Here is a 17,546-nt window from a genome sequence, read left to right as displayed (position 1 = left end):
AAATGAGCACAACACTAGAAAACCTAAACTGGCGATATGCCACCAAAAAATTCGATGCAACCAAAAAAGTATCCGAAAAAGATTTGGAAACAATTTTGAAAGCAATTCAACTAAGCCCCTCCTCTTACGGATTACAACCTTATCATATTCTTGTAGTAACAGATGAGGCACTTAGAAAAGAACTTCAACCTGCCTCCTGGAATCAATCTCAAATCGTAGATGCCTCTCACATGTTGGTTTTCGCGGCCAAATCCGGATTTGGCGATGAACTAGTTGATGACTATCTGGAAAATGTAAGCAACACAAGAGGAGTTGATCCAGAGAATTTGAAAGGTTATGGAGATTTCATGAAGTCCAAACTTCTGGATTTACCAAATGAAGTAAAAGCCGCATGGACTTCCAGACAGACTTACATAGCAGCACAAAGCGCTATGGTAGCAGCGGCCGAGTTAAAAATTGATACTTGTCCCATGGAAGGTTTTGAACCAGCCAAGTATGACGATATTTTGGGCTTAAAGGATAAGGGACTTACCAGCGTTATGGTACTTACTATTGGCTATCGTTCCGAAGAAGACGATACCCAGAATTACCCTAAAGTCCGTAAAAACAATGAAGAATTATTTACACACATATAAATTCATACACTCTTAAATTTTAAACATGAAAACAAGCATTTTATCATTAGCATTGACCCTAGTTTTTGGCGGAGCTGTATTGGCCAACCCAATTGATGGAGAAAAAAAGGCCGTTAAGGTTGAAGAAAGTACAGTAACCTGGAAAGCCTATAAAGTAGGAGGTTCCCATGTGGGCACCATTGCATTAAAGTCAGGTTCATTGGAATTTGAAGGCGAAACTCTGGTAGGAGGTGAATTTGTGGTTGATATGTCCACTATCAACACCACAGATTTGACTGGCGACTATAAAAACAAATTGGACGGTCACTTGAATTCTGACGATTTCTTTTCAACAGCTTCAAATCCAACATCTTCTTTAGTCTTTACTGGTGTGAAGCAAACCGGAAAGAACGCGTACAGCGTTACTGGAGACTTGAATATTAAAGGAATTACAAAGCCCATTTCCTTTGACCTTTCTGTATATGGAACAAAAGCAACGGCTACTTTGAAAGTTGATAGAACTAATTTCGACGTAAAATATGGGTCAGGAATTATTGGTACGGCAAAAGACAAACTTATTTATGACGAGTTTGACTTGGTAGTTGACCTTCAGATGTAATTGACCTAAGTTTAGTGTTTGGAAATCCCGCTCTGCATTGCAGCAAGGCGGGATTTTCGATTTATAGTGTATTGTTTCAAAAAATGTATCCTACTGATTTCATGGAATTTCCTTGTTTATTTTAGCAAAATCTGTATCTTCACAGTACCTATTAATGCTAGAATATTTTCCGCCCCAAAAATATCCTATTTAAAATTTTACCATGAAACGAATAGCAAGGAACTACTTGGCCTATTCTATCATTGTGGCGGCATCACTTCTGGTCAGTTGCAACAATGAAGAAAATAACGAGGCTACCTTTTCAGAAATCAAACTGAACAAATCTGTTTTAGGAATTTTCATTGGAGAAACGTTTGTGCTCACCACTACCTCCGATACTGAAAGTAGTATTAAATGGAGTAGTAATAAATCGGATATCGCTACAGTAAATTCAGAAGGTCTGGTAACTGGGATTTCTGAGGGAACCGCAATTATAACATCAGAATCAGGAAATGCCAAGGCCATTTGTACTGTGGTCATATCCAAAAAAACATTTGATTTAGAGTTGAACAATAGCAATCTTAGACTCTTTCCCGACCCCAAATATGCAGAGACTTTAGAAGTACTTACAGACGTTGAGGGCAACAATATTACATGGGAAAGCACGAATCCAGAAGTCGCTGTTGTGGATGAAAACGGATTGGTTACTCCAAATGCACTGGGAGAAACCACGATTATTGCTGGGTTTGATGAGTTCTTTACGGAATGCCTTGTAGAAGTTGTGGAAGGCCCGGTAGCCCTCATCGAACTAGACAAAACTCAGGTCATCATGAAAACCTTTCAGACAGACCAATTATCTATTGAGAACATAGCGTCTGAATTAGATGAAATAGGAACGCCGACGTGGGAGAGTAGTAATCCAGATATAGTAAGTGTAGATGATGAAGGTCAACTTACCAGTTATGGTGTGAAAGGCGATGTTACCATATCTGTAACCGTTGACAATCTAACGGTTGAAGCCACTGTTACGGTTACTCCAGCAATTGTTTATGTTGCGGGGTATGATAATGATAGAGCAGTATTATGGAAGAACGATGAAGCCACCTATGTAACTGACGGCAGTGAAAATGAAAGTGAAGCAGAATTTGTATATGTAGCAGATGGGGAAGATCCATATACGACAGGACATGTAGGTGAATCCGGCACTAGATCTGTAAAACTATGGAATGATAGTCAAGAGCAAGATACTTTTACAGATGGAACCGAAGATGCAAGAGGTAAAAACATCCTAATACACAATAATGAAATCTATGTTTTAGGATATGAAGATGTTGAAACGAATGGTTCTGTCAGAAGAATTGCCAAAATATGGAAAAGTGGCGCCCTTGAACCTGAGTATGAGCTTACCGATGGAACTAAAGATGCCAATGCTTACTCCTTTTTTGTTGATTCAGGAGTATTTTATGTTGCAGGATATGAGAAGGCTACTACTAATACCAGTAGCGATTTAATTCCTAAAGTATGGATGAGAAATGATAATATTAATCAAGAAATAGTGCTTCCTCACAATAATGCCGATGGAATTGCTTATTCCATGGCAGAATTGAACGGTGATATATATGCCGTGGGTTACGATAGACAGGGTGGTACATTAACATCAGTTCTTTGGAAGAAAAATAGCAACGAAGATAATTTTAGTGTTACAAATCTTTCAGATGGCGGTAGTTCCATAGCATATTCCATAGTCATTCATAATGGCAATGTTTATATAGCGGGATATGAATTTATAAACGGTGATAGAACTGCAGTAATTTGGGATGAAAACGGAAACATAATTTATAGTTTAAATGCTGAAGGCGTAGACCAAGCAAGAGCGCACTCAGTATATATCACAGACAATGGGGATGTGTATGTTTCAGGTTACCAGGAAGATGTAGAAGGAGATGAAGTGACCACGGTATGGAAAAACGGGGAAGTGCACCTAACACTAAGTGATGGTACTAATGATGCCCGTGGGCTATCCATTGTTGTCAAATAAGGATGGATTAGTATTAGCTACTTTTATGAAATAAAAAATTAGCGAGAATTAATTTTCCTTTCTATATTTGAAGCAATGAAATTAAATAGTGTAAATACTTGGTGGTGGAAGAACTTACGACAGATATCGTGAGCTAGTCCCCATTATAACCATATACGAGGCTTGTCATCACGACAAGCCTTTTTTAGTTTAAAATTTTAGCGCTTTACAATGACCTATAAATTAAAAACACATTATAAAAAAATCTTGGCTGACACCATCACCCCTGTTAGTGTCTACTTAAAAATACGGGATAAGTTTCCGAATAGTATCCTTCTTGAAAGTAGTGATTACCACGCTAACGATAATAGTTTTTCATATATCTGCTGCAACCCTATTGCTTCCATCAAAATTGAAAATGAAAGCATAACCAAGATGTTGCCTGATGGTGAAATAGAAAGCATACCCATAACTAAAACGACTGATGTCACGCAAACCATTCATGAGTTTGCTCAGAAATTTTCAGTGGAAAACAATGGGTTCAAATTCATAAATAATGGTCTTTTTGGATACATGGCCTATGATGCAGTGCGCTATTTTGAAGACGTAGAAATCTCCACCAAACCAAATTCTATCCAAATTCCGGATATCTACTATGCGGTTTATAAAAACGTAATAGCCATAAACCATTTTAAAAACGAAGCCTATCTTTTTGCGCATTGCTATGACTGCGAAAGCAATGTAACAGAGATAGAACAACTGCTTAACGTAAGAAGCTTTGCTTCTTATAATTTTTCTTTGGAAGGTGGTGCGAAATCTAACTTGAAGGACGAGGAATACAAAGAGCATGTGGCATTGGCCAAAAAACATTGTCAGCGCGGAGATGTTTTCCAGTTGGTACTTTCCAGACGTTTTAGCCAAACCTTTAAAGGTGATGAGTTCAATGTATATCGTGCTTTGCGTTCCATAAATCCATCCCCTTATCTTTTTTATTTTGACTATGGTGATTTTAAGATTTTTGGTAGCTCACCAGAAGCCCAGTTAATTGTAAAAGAAGGGAAAGCTGAAATCCACCCTATTGCCGGAACCTATAAAAGGACAGGTAGTGATGAGCAGGATGCCAAACTCGCCAAACAACTTGCACAAGACGAGAAGGAAAATAGTGAGCACGTGATGTTAGTAGACTTGGCACGCAATGACTTAAGTCGAAATGGAAACACGGTCAAAGTTGAGACCTATCGTGAGGTACAGTATTTTTCACATGTGATTCATTTGGTATCAAAAGTGACAGGGATAAAAAAAGAGGACATTCCAACAATGAAAGTGGTTGCGGATACCTTCCCAGCTGGAACTTTAAGCGGAGCGCCGAAACATATGGCCATGCAACTTATTGAAAAATATGAAAAAACAGGAAGGTCATACTATGGAGGTGCCATAGGTTTCATGGATTTTAGCGGTAATTTCAACCATGCCATTATGATTCGGACTTTTTTAAGCAAGAACCACAAGCTGCACTATCAGGCGGGGGCCGGATTGGTTGCAGCCTCAGACCCAGAGACCGAATTGCAAGAGACCTTCAATAAACTGGGCGCACTCACAAATGCCCTCAAAATAGCCGAAACTATCTAAGCCATGGGAAGAAAGATATTGATGATAGATAACTACGATAGTTTCACGTACAATTTGGTACACTATCTTGAGGATTTGGATTGTGACGTAACCGTCAAACGGAATGACCAGTTAACACTGGAAGAAGTGGAACCTTTTGAAGAGATTGTTCTTTCTCCCGGACCAGGAATCCCAGATGAAGCCGGACTCTTAAAATCCATAATTGAAACCTATGCCCCTACCAAACGTATTTTCGGGGTATGCTTAGGTCAACAAGCCATTGGCGAAGTTTTTGGAGGAAGCTTGGTAAACATGGACCAAGTATACCATGGAATTGCCACTACCATTCAAATTGTAGAAGAGGATATCATTTATAAGGATATGCCTAAGAAAATTGAAGTAGGCAGATACCATTCTTGGGTGGTTCACCCAGACTTGCCAGAAGAATTGGAAGCTACTTCTGTGGATGAAAACGGTCAAGTAATGTCCTTAAGACATAAAACCTTGGATGTGATTGCCGTGCAATTTCACCCAGAATCAGTTTTAACACCCCAGGGAAAACAGATGCTAAAAAATTGGCTTGATAATTAACTTTAGATGTCATTCCTGCTGTCATCCTGAGCGCAGTCGAAGGAGCCAGGAATCCAAACAAATAGATTCCGCATCAAATGCGGCATGACAAAAAAGATAAAATGAAAGAAACACTAAATAGACTTATCAATCACGAGATACTCTCTAAGGAAGACGCCAAGCAAATCTTGGTCAATATTGCCAAAGGAGACTACAACACAAGCCAAATAGCTGCTTTTTTGACGGTTTACATGATGAGAAGCATTACCATTGAAGAATTGGAAGGTTTCCGTGATGCATTGTTGGAACTTTGTCTTGCTGTGGATTTAAGTGATTACAACCCAATTGATTTGTGTGGAACCGGAGGAGATGGCAAGGATACCTTCAATATCTCTACACTGGCTTCATTTGTTACTGCCGGAGCTGGAATCAAAGTAACTAAACATGGAAACTATGGTGTTTCCTCAAAATGCGGTAGCAGCAACGTCATGGAGTTTTTGGGCATCAAGTTCAGCAACGAAGCAGATTTTTTGAAGAAATCCATAGAAGAAGCTGGAATATGTGTCCTCCATGCACCTTTGTTTCATCCTGCCATGAAAAATGTAGCACCTATTCGACGGGAATTGGCGGTAAAGACCTTTTTTAATATGCTGGGGCCTATGGTAAATCCAGCCTTTCCAAAGAATCAAATGGTAGGGGTTTTCAATTTGGAGTTGGCCCGAATGTATGGTTACCTATATCAAAACACAGATAAAAACTTTACCGTCCTCCACGCTTTGGATGGGTACGATGAAATTAGTTTAACCGGGGCTACCAAAACCATTTCAAATGGTTCAGAGGGTATGCTTTCTCCTTCTGATTTTGGAATCTCTAAGGTAAATGCAGAAGCCATTGTTGGTGGAGACGACGTTTCGGATTCAGCACAAATCTTCATGAACATTCTTCAAGGTAAAGGAACCGAAGCCCAAAACAATGTGGTTTGTGCCAACGCTGGAGTGGCTATAGCTACGGTGGAAGGAGTAAGCCCAAAAGAAGGTTTTGAAAAAGCAAAAGAATCACTGTTGGGAGGCACGGGACTAAGAACGCTGAAAAAAGTTCAAGAATTAAGTAAAAATTGATGTCATGTCGAACGCAAGTGAGACATCTAAATCAAGATTTCTCAATCGCTTTGCTCATTTCGAAATGACAAGATGTAATTAAGATGAACATTCTAGATAAAATAGTAGCAGACAAACGCAAAGAAGTATCCCTCAAAAAGGGGTTAATTCCAACAAGTCAATTGGAAGCTTCAGTACTTTTTGAAAGAAACTGTGTTTCATTGGCCCAAGCGTTGTGTAATTCCAATACAGGAGTTATAGCAGAGCACAAACGCCGTTCCCCTTCCAAACAAACCATAAATCAAAACACAAATGTTGGAGTTGTGGCAAAAGGATATGAAAAGGCAGGGGTTTGTGGAATGAGCGTGCTTACGGACATCAAGTATTTTGGAGGTTCGCTGGAAGACTTGCTTTTAGCTCGAGCATCAGTTACCATGCCCTTGCTTCGCAAGGAATTCATGATAGATGAGTACCAAGTAATCGAGGCCAAAGCCCACGGAGCAGATGTTATTCTCCTTATCGCTGCGGTCCTTACTCGGGAAGATATCAAAACCTTATCTGAATTAGCTAAAAGTTTGGGTATGGATGTTTTGTTGGAGGTTCATAACCAAGAAGAATTGGACAAGTCAATTATGCCCAGTTTGGATATGCTAGGGGTAAACAATAGAAACTTGAAAACCTTTGAGGTCAGTTTGAATACCAGCAAAAATTTATCCAAACTGATTCCGGATGACTTTGTCAAAGTTTCAGAAAGTGGAATTAGCTCCATTGAAGCCATCACGGAATTGAGGAAGTTTGGATATAAGGGCTTTTTGATTGGGGAGAATTTTATGAAAACGGAGAATCCTGGCCTTAGTGCTAAGCAATTTATTGAAGGTTTGAAAAAAAATACGTGAAGTCATGTCGAACGAATGTGAGACATCTCATTATTTTTTGAGATTCCTCAATCGCTTCACTCATTTCGGAATGACATAAAGAAAATGAAACTAAAAGTTTGCGGTCAAAAATATAATGTAGGTGAAGTTGCAGAACTGCAACCAGACTATTTGGGCTTTATTTTCTGGGAACCGTCCGCCCGTTCTTTTGAAGGAGACATACCCAAATTACCCGAAGGAATCGAAAAAGTAGGGGTTTTTGTGGATGCGCCAATTGATGAAGTATTGGAAAAAATTGAGAACTATCAATTGGATGGGGTTCAGTTACACGGAAATGAGAGTCCAGAGTATTGTGAACAGTTACGTCATTCCGAAATTGTTTCAGAATCCCATCCGAAGAAGACCCTGAAACAAGTTCAGGGTGACGGCTTAAAAATCATAAAAGTTTTTTCCATCAAAGACGAGTTTGATTTTTCGATACTCGAATCGTATGAAGAGGTATGTGACTACTTCTTATTTGATACCAAAGGAAAGTTGCCTGGCGGAAACGGATACACCTTCAACTGGAAAATCCTTGAAAATTATCCCTCAACCAAACCTTATTTTTTGAGTGGCGGTATTGGATTGGAAAACGCAGAAGATATCCAATCATTTTTACAAACCGATTCTGCAAAATACTGTCATGCCATTGACATCAATAGTAGATTTGAAACAGAACCCGGGCTTAAAAACATAGAAAAACTAGAAGAATTCAAAAAAATATTGCACCATGAGTTATCACGCTAATGAAAAAGGATATTATGGCGAATTTGGTGGGGCGTTTATCCCTGAAATGCTCTATCCCAATTGCGAAGAACTTCGCCAAAATTATTTAAGAATAATGGCAGAGCCTTCTTTTAAGGAGGAATTCCATCAATTGCTCAAAGACTATGTGGGTAGGCCCACCCCACTCTACTTCGCCGAGCGACTTTCCGAAAAGTATCAAACCAAAATTTATCTCAAAAGAGAGGATTTATGTCATACTGGGGCCCACAAGGTAAACAACACCATTGGACAAATCTTGATGGCAAAGAAATTAGGTAAGAATCGAATCATTGCAGAAACCGGTGCAGGTCAACATGGCGTGGCAACCGCCACGGTTTGCGCACTAATGGGAATTGAATGTGTAGTGTATATGGGTGAAATTGATATCGCCCGCCAGGCTCCCAATGTTGCCCGAATGAAAATGCTGGGGGCTGAAGTAAGAGCGGCTAAGTCCGGCAGTAGAACCTTGAAGGATGCAACCAATGAAGCCATCCGGGATTGGATAAACAATCCTGTTGACACCCATTATATTATTGGTTCTGTGGTTGGACCCCATCCCTATCCAGACATGGTAGCGCGATTTCAATCTGTAATATCTGAAGAAATCAAGTGGCAATTAAAGGAAAAAGAGGGTAGAGAAAACCCTGATTACGTAGTGGCCTGTGTGGGCGGCGGAAGTAATGCTGCTGGAGCTTATTTTCATTATCTGGATGAACCCAAAGTGGGCATTATCGCAGTTGAAGCTGCTGGAAAAGGAATAGATACTGGTGAGAGTGCAGCAACATCAGCCTTAGGTAAAGTTGGAATCATTCATGGAAGCAAAACTTTGTTGATGCAAACACCAGATGGACAAATCACGGAACCCTATTCTATTTCTGCAGGTTTGGATTATCCTGGAGTTGGGCCAATGCATGCTCATTTGTTTCGTAGTGGTCGAGGCGAATTTATTTCGATAACTGATGATGAGGCAATGACAGCTGGGCTTGAAGTTTCTCAATTGGAGGGCATTATACCTGCAATAGAAACCAGTCATGCCTTTGCCATTTTTGATTACAAAAAATTCGAAAAAGAGGATGTTGTAGTCTTCAATCTATCGGGCAGAGGAGACAAAGATTTACAAACGTATATTGATTATTTTAAACTGTAATCCTTTGTCATTCCTGCAAAAGCAGGAATCCATAAAAATGATTAAAAATGTCCATCAATATTATGTGTATATCCTCACCAACAAAAAGAACGGTACTTTATACATCGGTATGACCAATGACTTGGAACGAAGGATTTTGGAACATAAAAGCAAATTAGTAGATGGATTTACTAAAAAGTACGGATTGAATAAACTGGTATATTTTGAAGCATATCAGTATGTTAATGATGCCATTTTGAGAGAAAAGAGGATTAAAAAATGGAAAAGACAATGGAAGATTGATTTGATAGAGGAAGAAAACAGAAACTGGAACGATTTAGGACTTAATTGGTTTGATTAATGGATTCCGCATCAAGTGCGGAATGACAAAACAACACTATGAAAAAAAACAGAATTCAAGAAAAACTAAACGAGGACAAAAAACTCCTTTCCATATATTTTACAGCTGGATACCCAGACATAAACGATACGGTTTCCATTATTGAATCGCTTGAGGAGGCTGGAGTAGACATGATTGAGGTTGGACTCCCTTTCAGCGACCCCCTGGCAGATGGACCAACTATTCAGGAAAGCTCTACAGCCGCACTTCATAATGGCATGCATACCGAACTGCTCTTTGAACAATTAAAAGATATTCGGAAGACCGTAAATATTCCTTTGATTGTTATGGGGTATTTCAACCCAATGCTTCAATATGGTGTTGAGGCGTTCTGTAAAAAATGTCATGAAATCGGTATTGATGGCATTATCATGCCAGACCTCCCGTTGGATGTCTATCAAGAAGAATATGAAGCCATTTATAAAAAATATAGGTTAATCAATGTCTTCTTAATCACGCCACAAACCGGCGAGGAACGAATTCGGGCCATAGATAATGCTTCAGATGGATTCATTTATATGGTAAGTTCGGCCAGTACCACTGGAGCAAAATCAGGTTTTGGAGATGAACAAAAAGCCTATTTTAACCGAATCGCCTCATTAAACCTTAAAAATCCGCAGATTGTTGGCTTTGGAATAAGTAATTCAAAAACTTTTCAAGCGGCAACTGAGAAGGCAAAAGGAGCTATCATTGGGTCGGCATTCATTAAACATCTTACCCAAAATGGAACAAGCGAAATTCAAGGATTTGTAGAGGGTATTCGAAACTAGGCTAGACCTAAGTTATGCTCTAAGGGAATGGATTTATAAATCTGGATTTCAGCGGTTACTCCTTTTTGGTTTTTAGAAAGCTTTAATCCTCCATTGTTTTTCTTAAGCATCCTCTTGCATATGAAAAGCCCTTTGCCCGACCCTTTCTCCTGGTTCGTGCCTAAAGAACTTGTTACTATTTGCCCCGTATTTATTTTTCCAAGTTTTTCTTCATCCACTTGTTCAGCCATGTTATGCACTCGTAGGCTGAAATGGTTTTCATTTTCTATGTTATCCACCAAAATACGTTGGTTTTGGGGTGAAAACTTTATGGCATTTGTAAGCAAATTTCGAATCACCGTTTGGAAAACCTCTTTGGAATAAAATAAATTGAATTCTTTGTCAACCGCGTTCACCAAACTCAGATTCTTTTCACTTAGATTCTGCGAATACTGATTCTTTAAGCCCTCAACAAGTTCATATAGGTTGATGTCCATATACGATTTAAGGGTTTCATCGTTTTGCATGGCCCAATTCAAAAGATTATCCAACATCCCATAGGTCTTATCAATTGATTGTTGAAGTAAACCCAGGTACTCGTTTCTATCCGATTTGGATTTTGAATTACGGGTGATGGTCGTCAACATCGAAATTTGATGAATTGGAGTCCTCAAATCATGTGCAATTATTTTCATAATATCCTTACGAAATGTGGTGAGTTCCATCAATTCCTCATTTTGAACACTGACCACCTGATGTTGTTCCTGAAGTTCGTTTTGTAATCGAATAACCCGATTAAAAATAAAAAAGCTTACCGCGCCTACCGAAGAAATCATAATAAAAGCAAGGATATATTTTCCAAGGGGCAATTCGGGATAAAGCATTGCGCAAGCTATAATAAAAGCAGTGTTATAGCCAATCACAACAAATTGATGCCAAGGTTTTTCAAATACCGCCAACAAAAGACCCATTACAAACACAATCATCTCGACCCTGGAGAAATAAGCTTCAAAATTCAGATTGGCATCTTCTAGCCGAAAGGGCAAATAAATTGTGGATGAAAGGATATTAATGTACACCATAATGATGAACAACAAGCTGGTCGTCATCCATTTGAGTTTCCAAGTGACTGAAGAAATCAGGATAATGGAAAAAACCACAAGGTGTTTTACAGCATACTTATTCAGTCCACCCAACTGATATTCGGTAAAAAAATTGGTGGCCAATCCAGCCAACACCAAAATAATAAGGACATGAAAAATTATGCTGTTGCGGTTAATAGCAACAAGCACTTGTTTATCTTTATAAAACGTACTCAATGTAGTTTCCAAAATTGACACAATATTGATATCTGAACGCTTTTTGATGTATTTTCTTACTTTTATGACATATTTTTAGATGAAACGCAACTTCTTTCTCCTTTTTTTATTGATTGTAGCATCAGGTTACAGCCAAAACTTGGATAGTATTACCATAAAATCCAGTGTGGCTTCTGCCATTAAGGATTTAAGGGACTTTGTAGCAATACCTAGTGATGCACTAAATGCAAGTGACATACAAGACAATTTGTTTTGGTTAAAAAAACAATTTGGCGAGAGAGGATTCAATACCACCGAGTTGGACACCGACAACCATCCCTTATTTTTTGCAGCACTTCCTTTAAATGACGCTAAACCAACTATTCTTGTTTATATGCATTTTGATGGGCAATCCGTAGACCCTAGCAAGTGGGACCAGCCCAGTCCTTATAAAACTGTGTTGAAAAAGCCTACAGATGGAGGTTTTGAAACCATTCCATTTGAGGAACTCGAAGACGATATCAATTATGATTGGCGCTTGTTCGGCAGGGCAACCGCGGATGATAAAGGGCCAATTGTAATGTTTCTTCATGCAATGGACCTTTTGAAAGAGAACGGAAGTGAAATGCCTTTTAATATTAAGGTCATTTTGGATGGCGAAGAGGAAAGAGGTAGCAAACCATTGCCAAAAGCAGTAAAACAGTATCGTGAACTGTTGGAAGCGGACTTTCTAATAATTAACGATGGCCCCATGCACCCATCGGGAAAACCTACCCTAATTTTTGGATGCAGAGGAATCACTTCCTTGACACTAACCACGCATGGCCCTTACAAACCTCAACATAGCGGGCATTATGGTAATTATGCACCAAATCCAGGTTTTCAATTGGCCCAATTGTTAGCAACAATGAAAGACGGCGAAGGTAGAGTTTTGATTCCAGGATATTATGATGGCATCTCCATAGACGAAAACACGAAGTCTATTTTAAAAAGTGTTCCAGATGATGCCAGAGCGATTTCTGAAAAACTACAATTTAAAACGGCAGAAAAAGTAGGTTCATTTTATCAAGAATCTCTGCAATATCCAAGCTTGAACATTCGAGGGATGGGCTCGGGCTGGATAGGAGACAAAGCAAGAACCATAGTTCCAAAAAGTGCTACTGCGGAATTGGATTTACGGTTGGTCCCTGAAACAGATGGAAATCGCCTAAAGAAGCTAGTCAAAGACCACATCAAAAAGCAAGGTTTTTATGTGATGGACAAAATTCCAAGCAAAGAAGAACGTATGTCCCATGACAAAATAATTACCATAAAGGAAGGGACTGTAACCGACGCTTTTAGGACTGACCTCAATAACTCCTATGGGACTTTTTTGAAAAAAACTTTAGAGTCTAGCTTTGGTGAAAAGGTCGTACAGATTCGCATCATGGGGGGAACCGTACCTATTGCACCATTTATCAACGAATTGAAAATTCCGGCTTTTGTTGTACCCATGGTAAACGCCGATAATAATCAACATAGTCCCAATGAAAATCTGAAGATTGGGCAATTGGCCTATGGTATTCAGGCGTTTTATACGATTTTATCTAGTGACTTAAGTCGACCGTAAAAGACCCTAATTACTATGCCGAATTCCGACTGGCATTAATATTCCCATAAAGCGAACGAGTCACGATTTTTTCGTAGAGTTCCTTAAATTCAGAATTCTGTGAAATATGGTACAATGCGTTTTGTTGAATAACCAACAAGGGCAATACAATGCTTTCACGAATATTCACAGACTCCCGCGAAATAGCTTCATCTTCCATCAAGATTTTAGATCCCGAAATCTGAAGCAGCATTTTGTTTGAAAGTTGATATTCAGAATACAGGATATTCCAGAATTCACCATATTCCGCATCTTCCTTCATATAACTGGTCAAATTGAAATTGGTCTTAGCCAGAGACATCATACTGTTGTGCATCAGTGCACGGAAAAAAGGAACTTCCTTGTAAAGTTTTTTTACTTCATTTAAACGACCCTCGTCTTTAAATTTCTGAATTGCAGTTCCCAAACCAAAGTATCCCGGTACGTTTTGTTTCAACTGGCTCCACGAACCTACAAAGGATATAGCTCTTAAATCGGATAAGGTCAGTTGTTTTTTGTTCCCTCTTTTCCCTGGCCGACTTCCTATATTGGCATTGGAGTAGTATTTCAATGTGCTTCTGTTCTCCAAATAAGAAATAAACTTTTCATGCTGTTTTAAAGCATCGTATTTGGCAAAACTCAATTCAGAAAGCTCTTCAATCAATTTTCGTTGTTCTGAGCTTATCCCTATCTCTTTCCCAAAAAGATTGTTGCTGAGGCCAGCGGTCAATAGCTGTTCTGCATTATGGATAAACTGGTCCTTGGTGCCATAGGTACTGGTAATAGTTTGCCCTTGAATGGTCAATTGAATTCCATGGTTGGCTACATCTTTGGTTTGGGCAGCATAAAATCTATGGGTTTTGCCACCACCACGCGCAGGCGGGCCTCCCCTACCATCAAAAAACAGAGCCTTGATACCGTTCTTTTTACAAACCTTGCTCAAGGTCTCTTTCGTTTTTAATATGGACCAGTTGGCTTTAAGATATCCCCCATCTTTGGTACCGTCCGAAAAGCCCAACATAATGGTATGGGTATCTTTTCTTTTTATAAGATGGTCACGATACATTTTGGTATCAAAAAGGGTTTGCATTACATTTTCTGAAGCTTCCATTCCTTTCATGGTCTCAAATAGTGGAATGATATCAAATGTAATTTCTTTGGCATCCCATCCACACCAACGGAACAGTCCGAAAACAAAAAGAACTGAAAAAATGTCTTCAGAATTGCTTATGATGTAACGGTTACAGCCCTCCTCACCGTTTTTGGCCTGAATGGACTTCAATTGGGCAATGTTGGCAATAGTGTCCTTGACAATATCTTCCTTGTACTTTTGAGGAGTAATCTTTGGATTTTTTTTCAGCAACCAATCTATCAATTGCTTTTCTGAAAGTTCGTCCAAGCTTTCTTTGATTGCGCCCTCTTCTTTGAGAATGGTTTCAACGGCTAAATAATGCTTACTATGATCTTGGCGAATATCAAGCGAAGCAAAATGTGATTTAAAAATCTGAACCTTATTGATTAAATCATCCAATTCTCCCAAATAAAGACCGTGATAGTCTTCTACAAGTGTTTCTCGGATTTCGATAAGTTTTCCCAAAATCTCCTCATAACTTATAATATAGTCCACATTGAACATCGCTTGGTACAATGAATCGCTTAGCGTACTCAACTCATTTTGCAATGATTTAAAAGTGAGTTTTTTACGAATGACCTTCAACTCATTGTAGTAACACTTCATCAAAGTTGTGCGTAACTCGTCTGCGACCTGATTGGTGATTTTAGCGGTGACAAAAGGATTACCATCACGATCTCCGCCAGGCCAGAAACCTAATTTAATGATATCGAAATTGGAAAAATCCTTATTTCGAACGTTGCGTTTCACATAGGAAAACAATTCTCCTACCGCGTCATAATATGTATGGCGAAGTATATGGATAATATTTTTCGCCTCATCCAGTGGAGTTGGTTTCTTTGCATTCACCAAAGACGTCAGACCCAATTGCTGTAACGTGACATCAATGTCGTTGACCTTGTTTTCCTGAATTAATTGCCCAAGCTCCGAAATAATGTCAAGTACCGCAGGAGTATAAAACTGCGTAGGATGAGCGGTTAGTACAATACGAGCGCTGAACGTAGATAGTTTTTTGGAAATCTTGTCCCAACTCTTGTCCTGGTCCACCAATTTAAAATAGTCCTTTATGGAGAGTGAATTGGTATACTTTTGAAGCTTTGGAAAAGCAGAATCTTCAACACTATCATATAAAACCACCTGTCTTTCCACATATTGGATAATGTTGAACATAAAATCCAATCTTTTGCGTTCGGAATCAATGTCAGTGAAGTTGTCAAAGAAATTGTCAAGTATTTCCTGAGGTTTTTTGCCAGCATTCAACCCCTTTACACATTGATCAAAAAGTATGGGAATTAAAATCCCTACATTTTCAATATTGCGATATGGTAAGCTCAAGAAAAGGCTATTGTAAATGGTAAACTTGTTGACCACGGACTTCTTGAACTCCTTAAGTCTTTGAACTTGATGTGTATTGGTATGTAGTGACATGATATAAGCAGCTTTGAATCTTTAAATATCGGGATAAAAGACAGATTACCACATTTTGTTTTCTCAAATAACAATTTGTTAAGCTAGAGAAACAAAAAATAACAAGTAAAAAAGGATTTTAGCTTAAATTGGAAGTCCCCATGAAGAATGGACGATATTGATCTACTCGAAAATCGAATGTGGTGTATTGAGGGTTTTCTTGTTTTTTGTCCTTGAATTTTTGAAGACTTCCCACAGCTCTATTGGCGGCACCTGATGGAGCTGTAAAGGAAACGGTTTTGACTATTCTCCCTTCTTCAGGTAATTTAAATTCATGTATTCTAGGTACTTGGGAAGAAACAACTTCTAAATGAATGTTTTGTGCTTTTATCAGTTTTCTGAAAAAATACTCAGGACCATTCTTGCTGTTTCCACCCATGAAAAGTACTGTGTCTATATTCCGGTATTCCTGAAGATATCCCAAAATGTTTCTGAGCTTTACATTTTGCATTCCCAAGTCCGAAGCATCCACTTTTTCCCGTTCAGCACTTTCCACAATATCACAAACAGCTATTCTATGATTCAACAAAAATTGTTTTCGCTGCATAGTGGCCTCTTGGGTAGTTTCGTATTTTAATCCTAAATCAAAAATCTTATCCAAAATGGGCCAGAGCATACCATTTCTACTTCCATAACAAAAATCGACATCGTCAGCTTTTAAAGCTCCTGTGGTAAATCTAGGTGGTGGTAGTGTCCCAACAATAAGTTTTTCCGCTTCGGGAAACAAAAATGGTTCGTACGGATGCGAGTGAAAAAACAATAGGTCTTCAAATATATTTATCGGACAAAAACCGGCTGATTGGGTTTCAATGTATGTTCTTGACTGAACAAATAACCATCGTAGTTAAATCCTTTAATATCATCCATGGTTTTGGCGTCAGAATCTAAAATATAACGTACCATGGAGCCTCTTGCTTTTTTGGCAAAGAAACTGATGACTTTAAGATTATCATTTTTCCAATCTTTAAAGATTGGGGTAATAACCTCAGTTTTCAAGAGCTTTTCATCCAGAGCGCCAAAATATTCGTTGCTGGCCAAATTCACAAAGAGCTCACCTTCTTCCAGCTCTTCATTTATATGTTGGGTAAGCTGCTTTTTCCAAAACTCATAGAGATTCTTTTTTCGAGCCACCTTCAATTGGGTTCCCATTTCCAATCTATAGGGTTGCATCAAATCCAATGGTCTTAAAATGCCATAAAGTCCAGAAAGAATCCGAAGCGTGTCTTGAAGTTTATCAAGTTTGTCCTCGGGAATGCTGTAAGCATCCAATCCTTGATATACATCCCCATTAAAGGCAAATACAGCAGGTCTAGCGTTTTCAGGGGTGAAGGGCGTTGAAAATTGTTGGTTTCGTTCCCAGTTCAGTTCAGCTAAATTGTCTGAAATGGACATAAGCTTTGCCAAAGCCTTAGGCTTTTTTTTGGCCAAGACTGAGTTCAATTTTGTGGATTGTTCCAAAAACAGAGGCTCACTGAACCTTGTGGTGGGCAAAGTCGTTTCAAAATCAAGGGATTTCGCTGGAGAGATAACAATTTTCATTTTCAGTGATTTTCAGTAAAAATAA

General features: G+C 38.9%; 16 protein-coding genes. 12 read left to right on the top strand and 4 right to left on the bottom strand.

What is annotated here, in order from left to right:
• The first annotated feature begins 2 nt into the window (after positions 1-2).
• The 11 genes from ACOKFD_RS18685 to trpA all read left to right on the top strand — a co-directional run bounded on the left by ACOKFD_RS18685 (position 3) and on the right by trpA (position 10,479).
• A complete protein-coding gene (locus ACOKFD_RS18685) occupies positions 3-635 on the top strand; it encodes an NAD(P)H-dependent oxidoreductase (RefSeq protein ID WP_422859286.1) in 633 nt (210 codons plus the stop codon).
• Between the two features lie 25 nt (positions 636-660).
• Positions 661-1,233, top strand: coding sequence for a YceI family protein (locus tag ACOKFD_RS18680; RefSeq protein WP_422859285.1), 573 nt, complete (start codon positions 661-663; stop codon positions 1,231-1,233).
• Between the two features lie 202 nt (positions 1,234-1,435).
• Positions 1,436-3,250 carry an Ig-like domain-containing protein gene (locus ACOKFD_RS18675; protein WP_422859284.1) on the top strand — a complete coding sequence of 605 codons (1,815 nt, stop codon included), beginning with the start codon at positions 1,436-1,438 and terminating at the stop codon, positions 3,248-3,250.
• Between the two features lie 210 nt (positions 3,251-3,460).
• Positions 3,461-4,858: an anthranilate synthase component I family protein gene (locus ACOKFD_RS18670; protein ID WP_422859283.1), complete on the top strand. Its 1,398-nt coding sequence runs from the start codon at positions 3,461-3,463 to the stop codon at positions 4,856-4,858.
• A 3-nt stretch (positions 4,859-4,861) separates the two neighbouring features.
• Entirely contained in the window at positions 4,862-5,428 is a 567-nt protein-coding gene (locus tag ACOKFD_RS18665; RefSeq protein ID WP_422859282.1) for an anthranilate synthase component II, read from the top strand.
• A gap of 101 nt (positions 5,429-5,529) precedes the next feature.
• Complete coding sequence (gene trpD, locus ACOKFD_RS18660; protein WP_422859281.1) at positions 5,530-6,525, top strand: anthranilate phosphoribosyltransferase; 996 nt, start codon at positions 5,530-5,532, stop codon at positions 6,523-6,525.
• Positions 6,526-6,608: 83 nt separating this feature from the next.
• Positions 6,609-7,400, top strand: a complete 792-nt coding sequence (trpC, locus tag ACOKFD_RS18655; protein ID WP_422859280.1) for an indole-3-glycerol phosphate synthase TrpC — start codon at positions 6,609-6,611, stop codon at positions 7,398-7,400.
• Positions 7,401-7,484: 84 nt separating this feature from the next.
• Positions 7,485-8,165, top strand: coding sequence for a phosphoribosylanthranilate isomerase (locus ACOKFD_RS18650; RefSeq protein WP_422859279.1), 681 nt, complete (start codon positions 7,485-7,487; stop codon positions 8,163-8,165).
• A complete protein-coding gene (trpB, locus tag ACOKFD_RS18645; RefSeq protein ID WP_422859278.1) occupies positions 8,149-9,330 on the top strand; it encodes a tryptophan synthase subunit beta in 1,182 nt (393 codons plus the stop codon). Before ACOKFD_RS18650 ends, trpB begins: the two co-directional genes overlap by 17 nt.
• Before the next feature lie 37 nt (positions 9,331-9,367).
• Complete coding sequence (locus ACOKFD_RS18640) at positions 9,368-9,670, top strand: GIY-YIG nuclease family protein (protein ID WP_422861038.1); 303 nt, start codon at positions 9,368-9,370, stop codon at positions 9,668-9,670.
• A 38-nt stretch (positions 9,671-9,708) separates the two neighbouring features.
• Positions 9,709-10,479, top strand: coding sequence for a tryptophan synthase subunit alpha (gene trpA, locus ACOKFD_RS18635; protein ID WP_422859277.1), 771 nt, complete (start codon positions 9,709-9,711; stop codon positions 10,477-10,479).
• Here trpA and ACOKFD_RS18630 read toward each other — a convergent pair.
• On the bottom strand, positions 10,476-11,789 hold the full coding sequence (locus tag ACOKFD_RS18630; protein WP_422859276.1) for a sensor histidine kinase: 1,314 nt from the start codon (positions 11,787-11,789) through the stop codon (positions 10,476-10,478). The genes trpA and ACOKFD_RS18630 overlap by 4 nt on opposite strands.
• Positions 11,790-11,856: 67 nt before the next feature.
• Between ACOKFD_RS18630 and ACOKFD_RS18625 the strand changes: the two genes are divergently transcribed.
• Positions 11,857-13,365, top strand: coding sequence for a M20/M25/M40 family metallo-hydrolase (locus tag ACOKFD_RS18625; RefSeq protein WP_422859275.1), 1,509 nt, complete (start codon positions 11,857-11,859; stop codon positions 13,363-13,365).
• A 13-nt stretch (positions 13,366-13,378) separates the two neighbouring features.
• On the opposite strand, the gene ACOKFD_RS18620 is transcribed toward ACOKFD_RS18625, so the two are convergent.
• From ACOKFD_RS18620 to yaaA, 3 genes are all read right to left on the bottom strand, one after another.
• Entirely contained in the window at positions 13,379-15,943 is a 2,565-nt protein-coding gene (locus tag ACOKFD_RS18620) for a phosphoenolpyruvate carboxylase (RefSeq protein WP_422859274.1), read from the bottom strand.
• A 118-nt stretch (positions 15,944-16,061) separates the two neighbouring features.
• Complete coding sequence (locus ACOKFD_RS18615; RefSeq protein ID WP_422859273.1) at positions 16,062-16,742, bottom strand: uracil-DNA glycosylase family protein; 681 nt, start codon at positions 16,740-16,742, stop codon at positions 16,062-16,064.
• A gap of 17 nt (positions 16,743-16,759) precedes the next feature.
• Positions 16,760-17,521 carry a peroxide stress protein YaaA gene (gene yaaA, locus ACOKFD_RS18610; RefSeq protein WP_422859272.1) on the bottom strand — a complete coding sequence of 254 codons (762 nt, stop codon included), beginning with the start codon at positions 17,519-17,521 and terminating at the stop codon, positions 16,760-16,762.
• Positions 17,522-17,546: the final 25 nt, after the last annotated feature.

The sequence above is a fragment of the Flagellimonas ulvae genome, assembly GCF_049333175.1.
Taxonomy (GTDB): domain Bacteria; phylum Bacteroidota; class Bacteroidia; order Flavobacteriales; family Flavobacteriaceae; genus Flagellimonas.
This window is presented reverse-complemented; position numbering and strand designations above follow the sequence as displayed.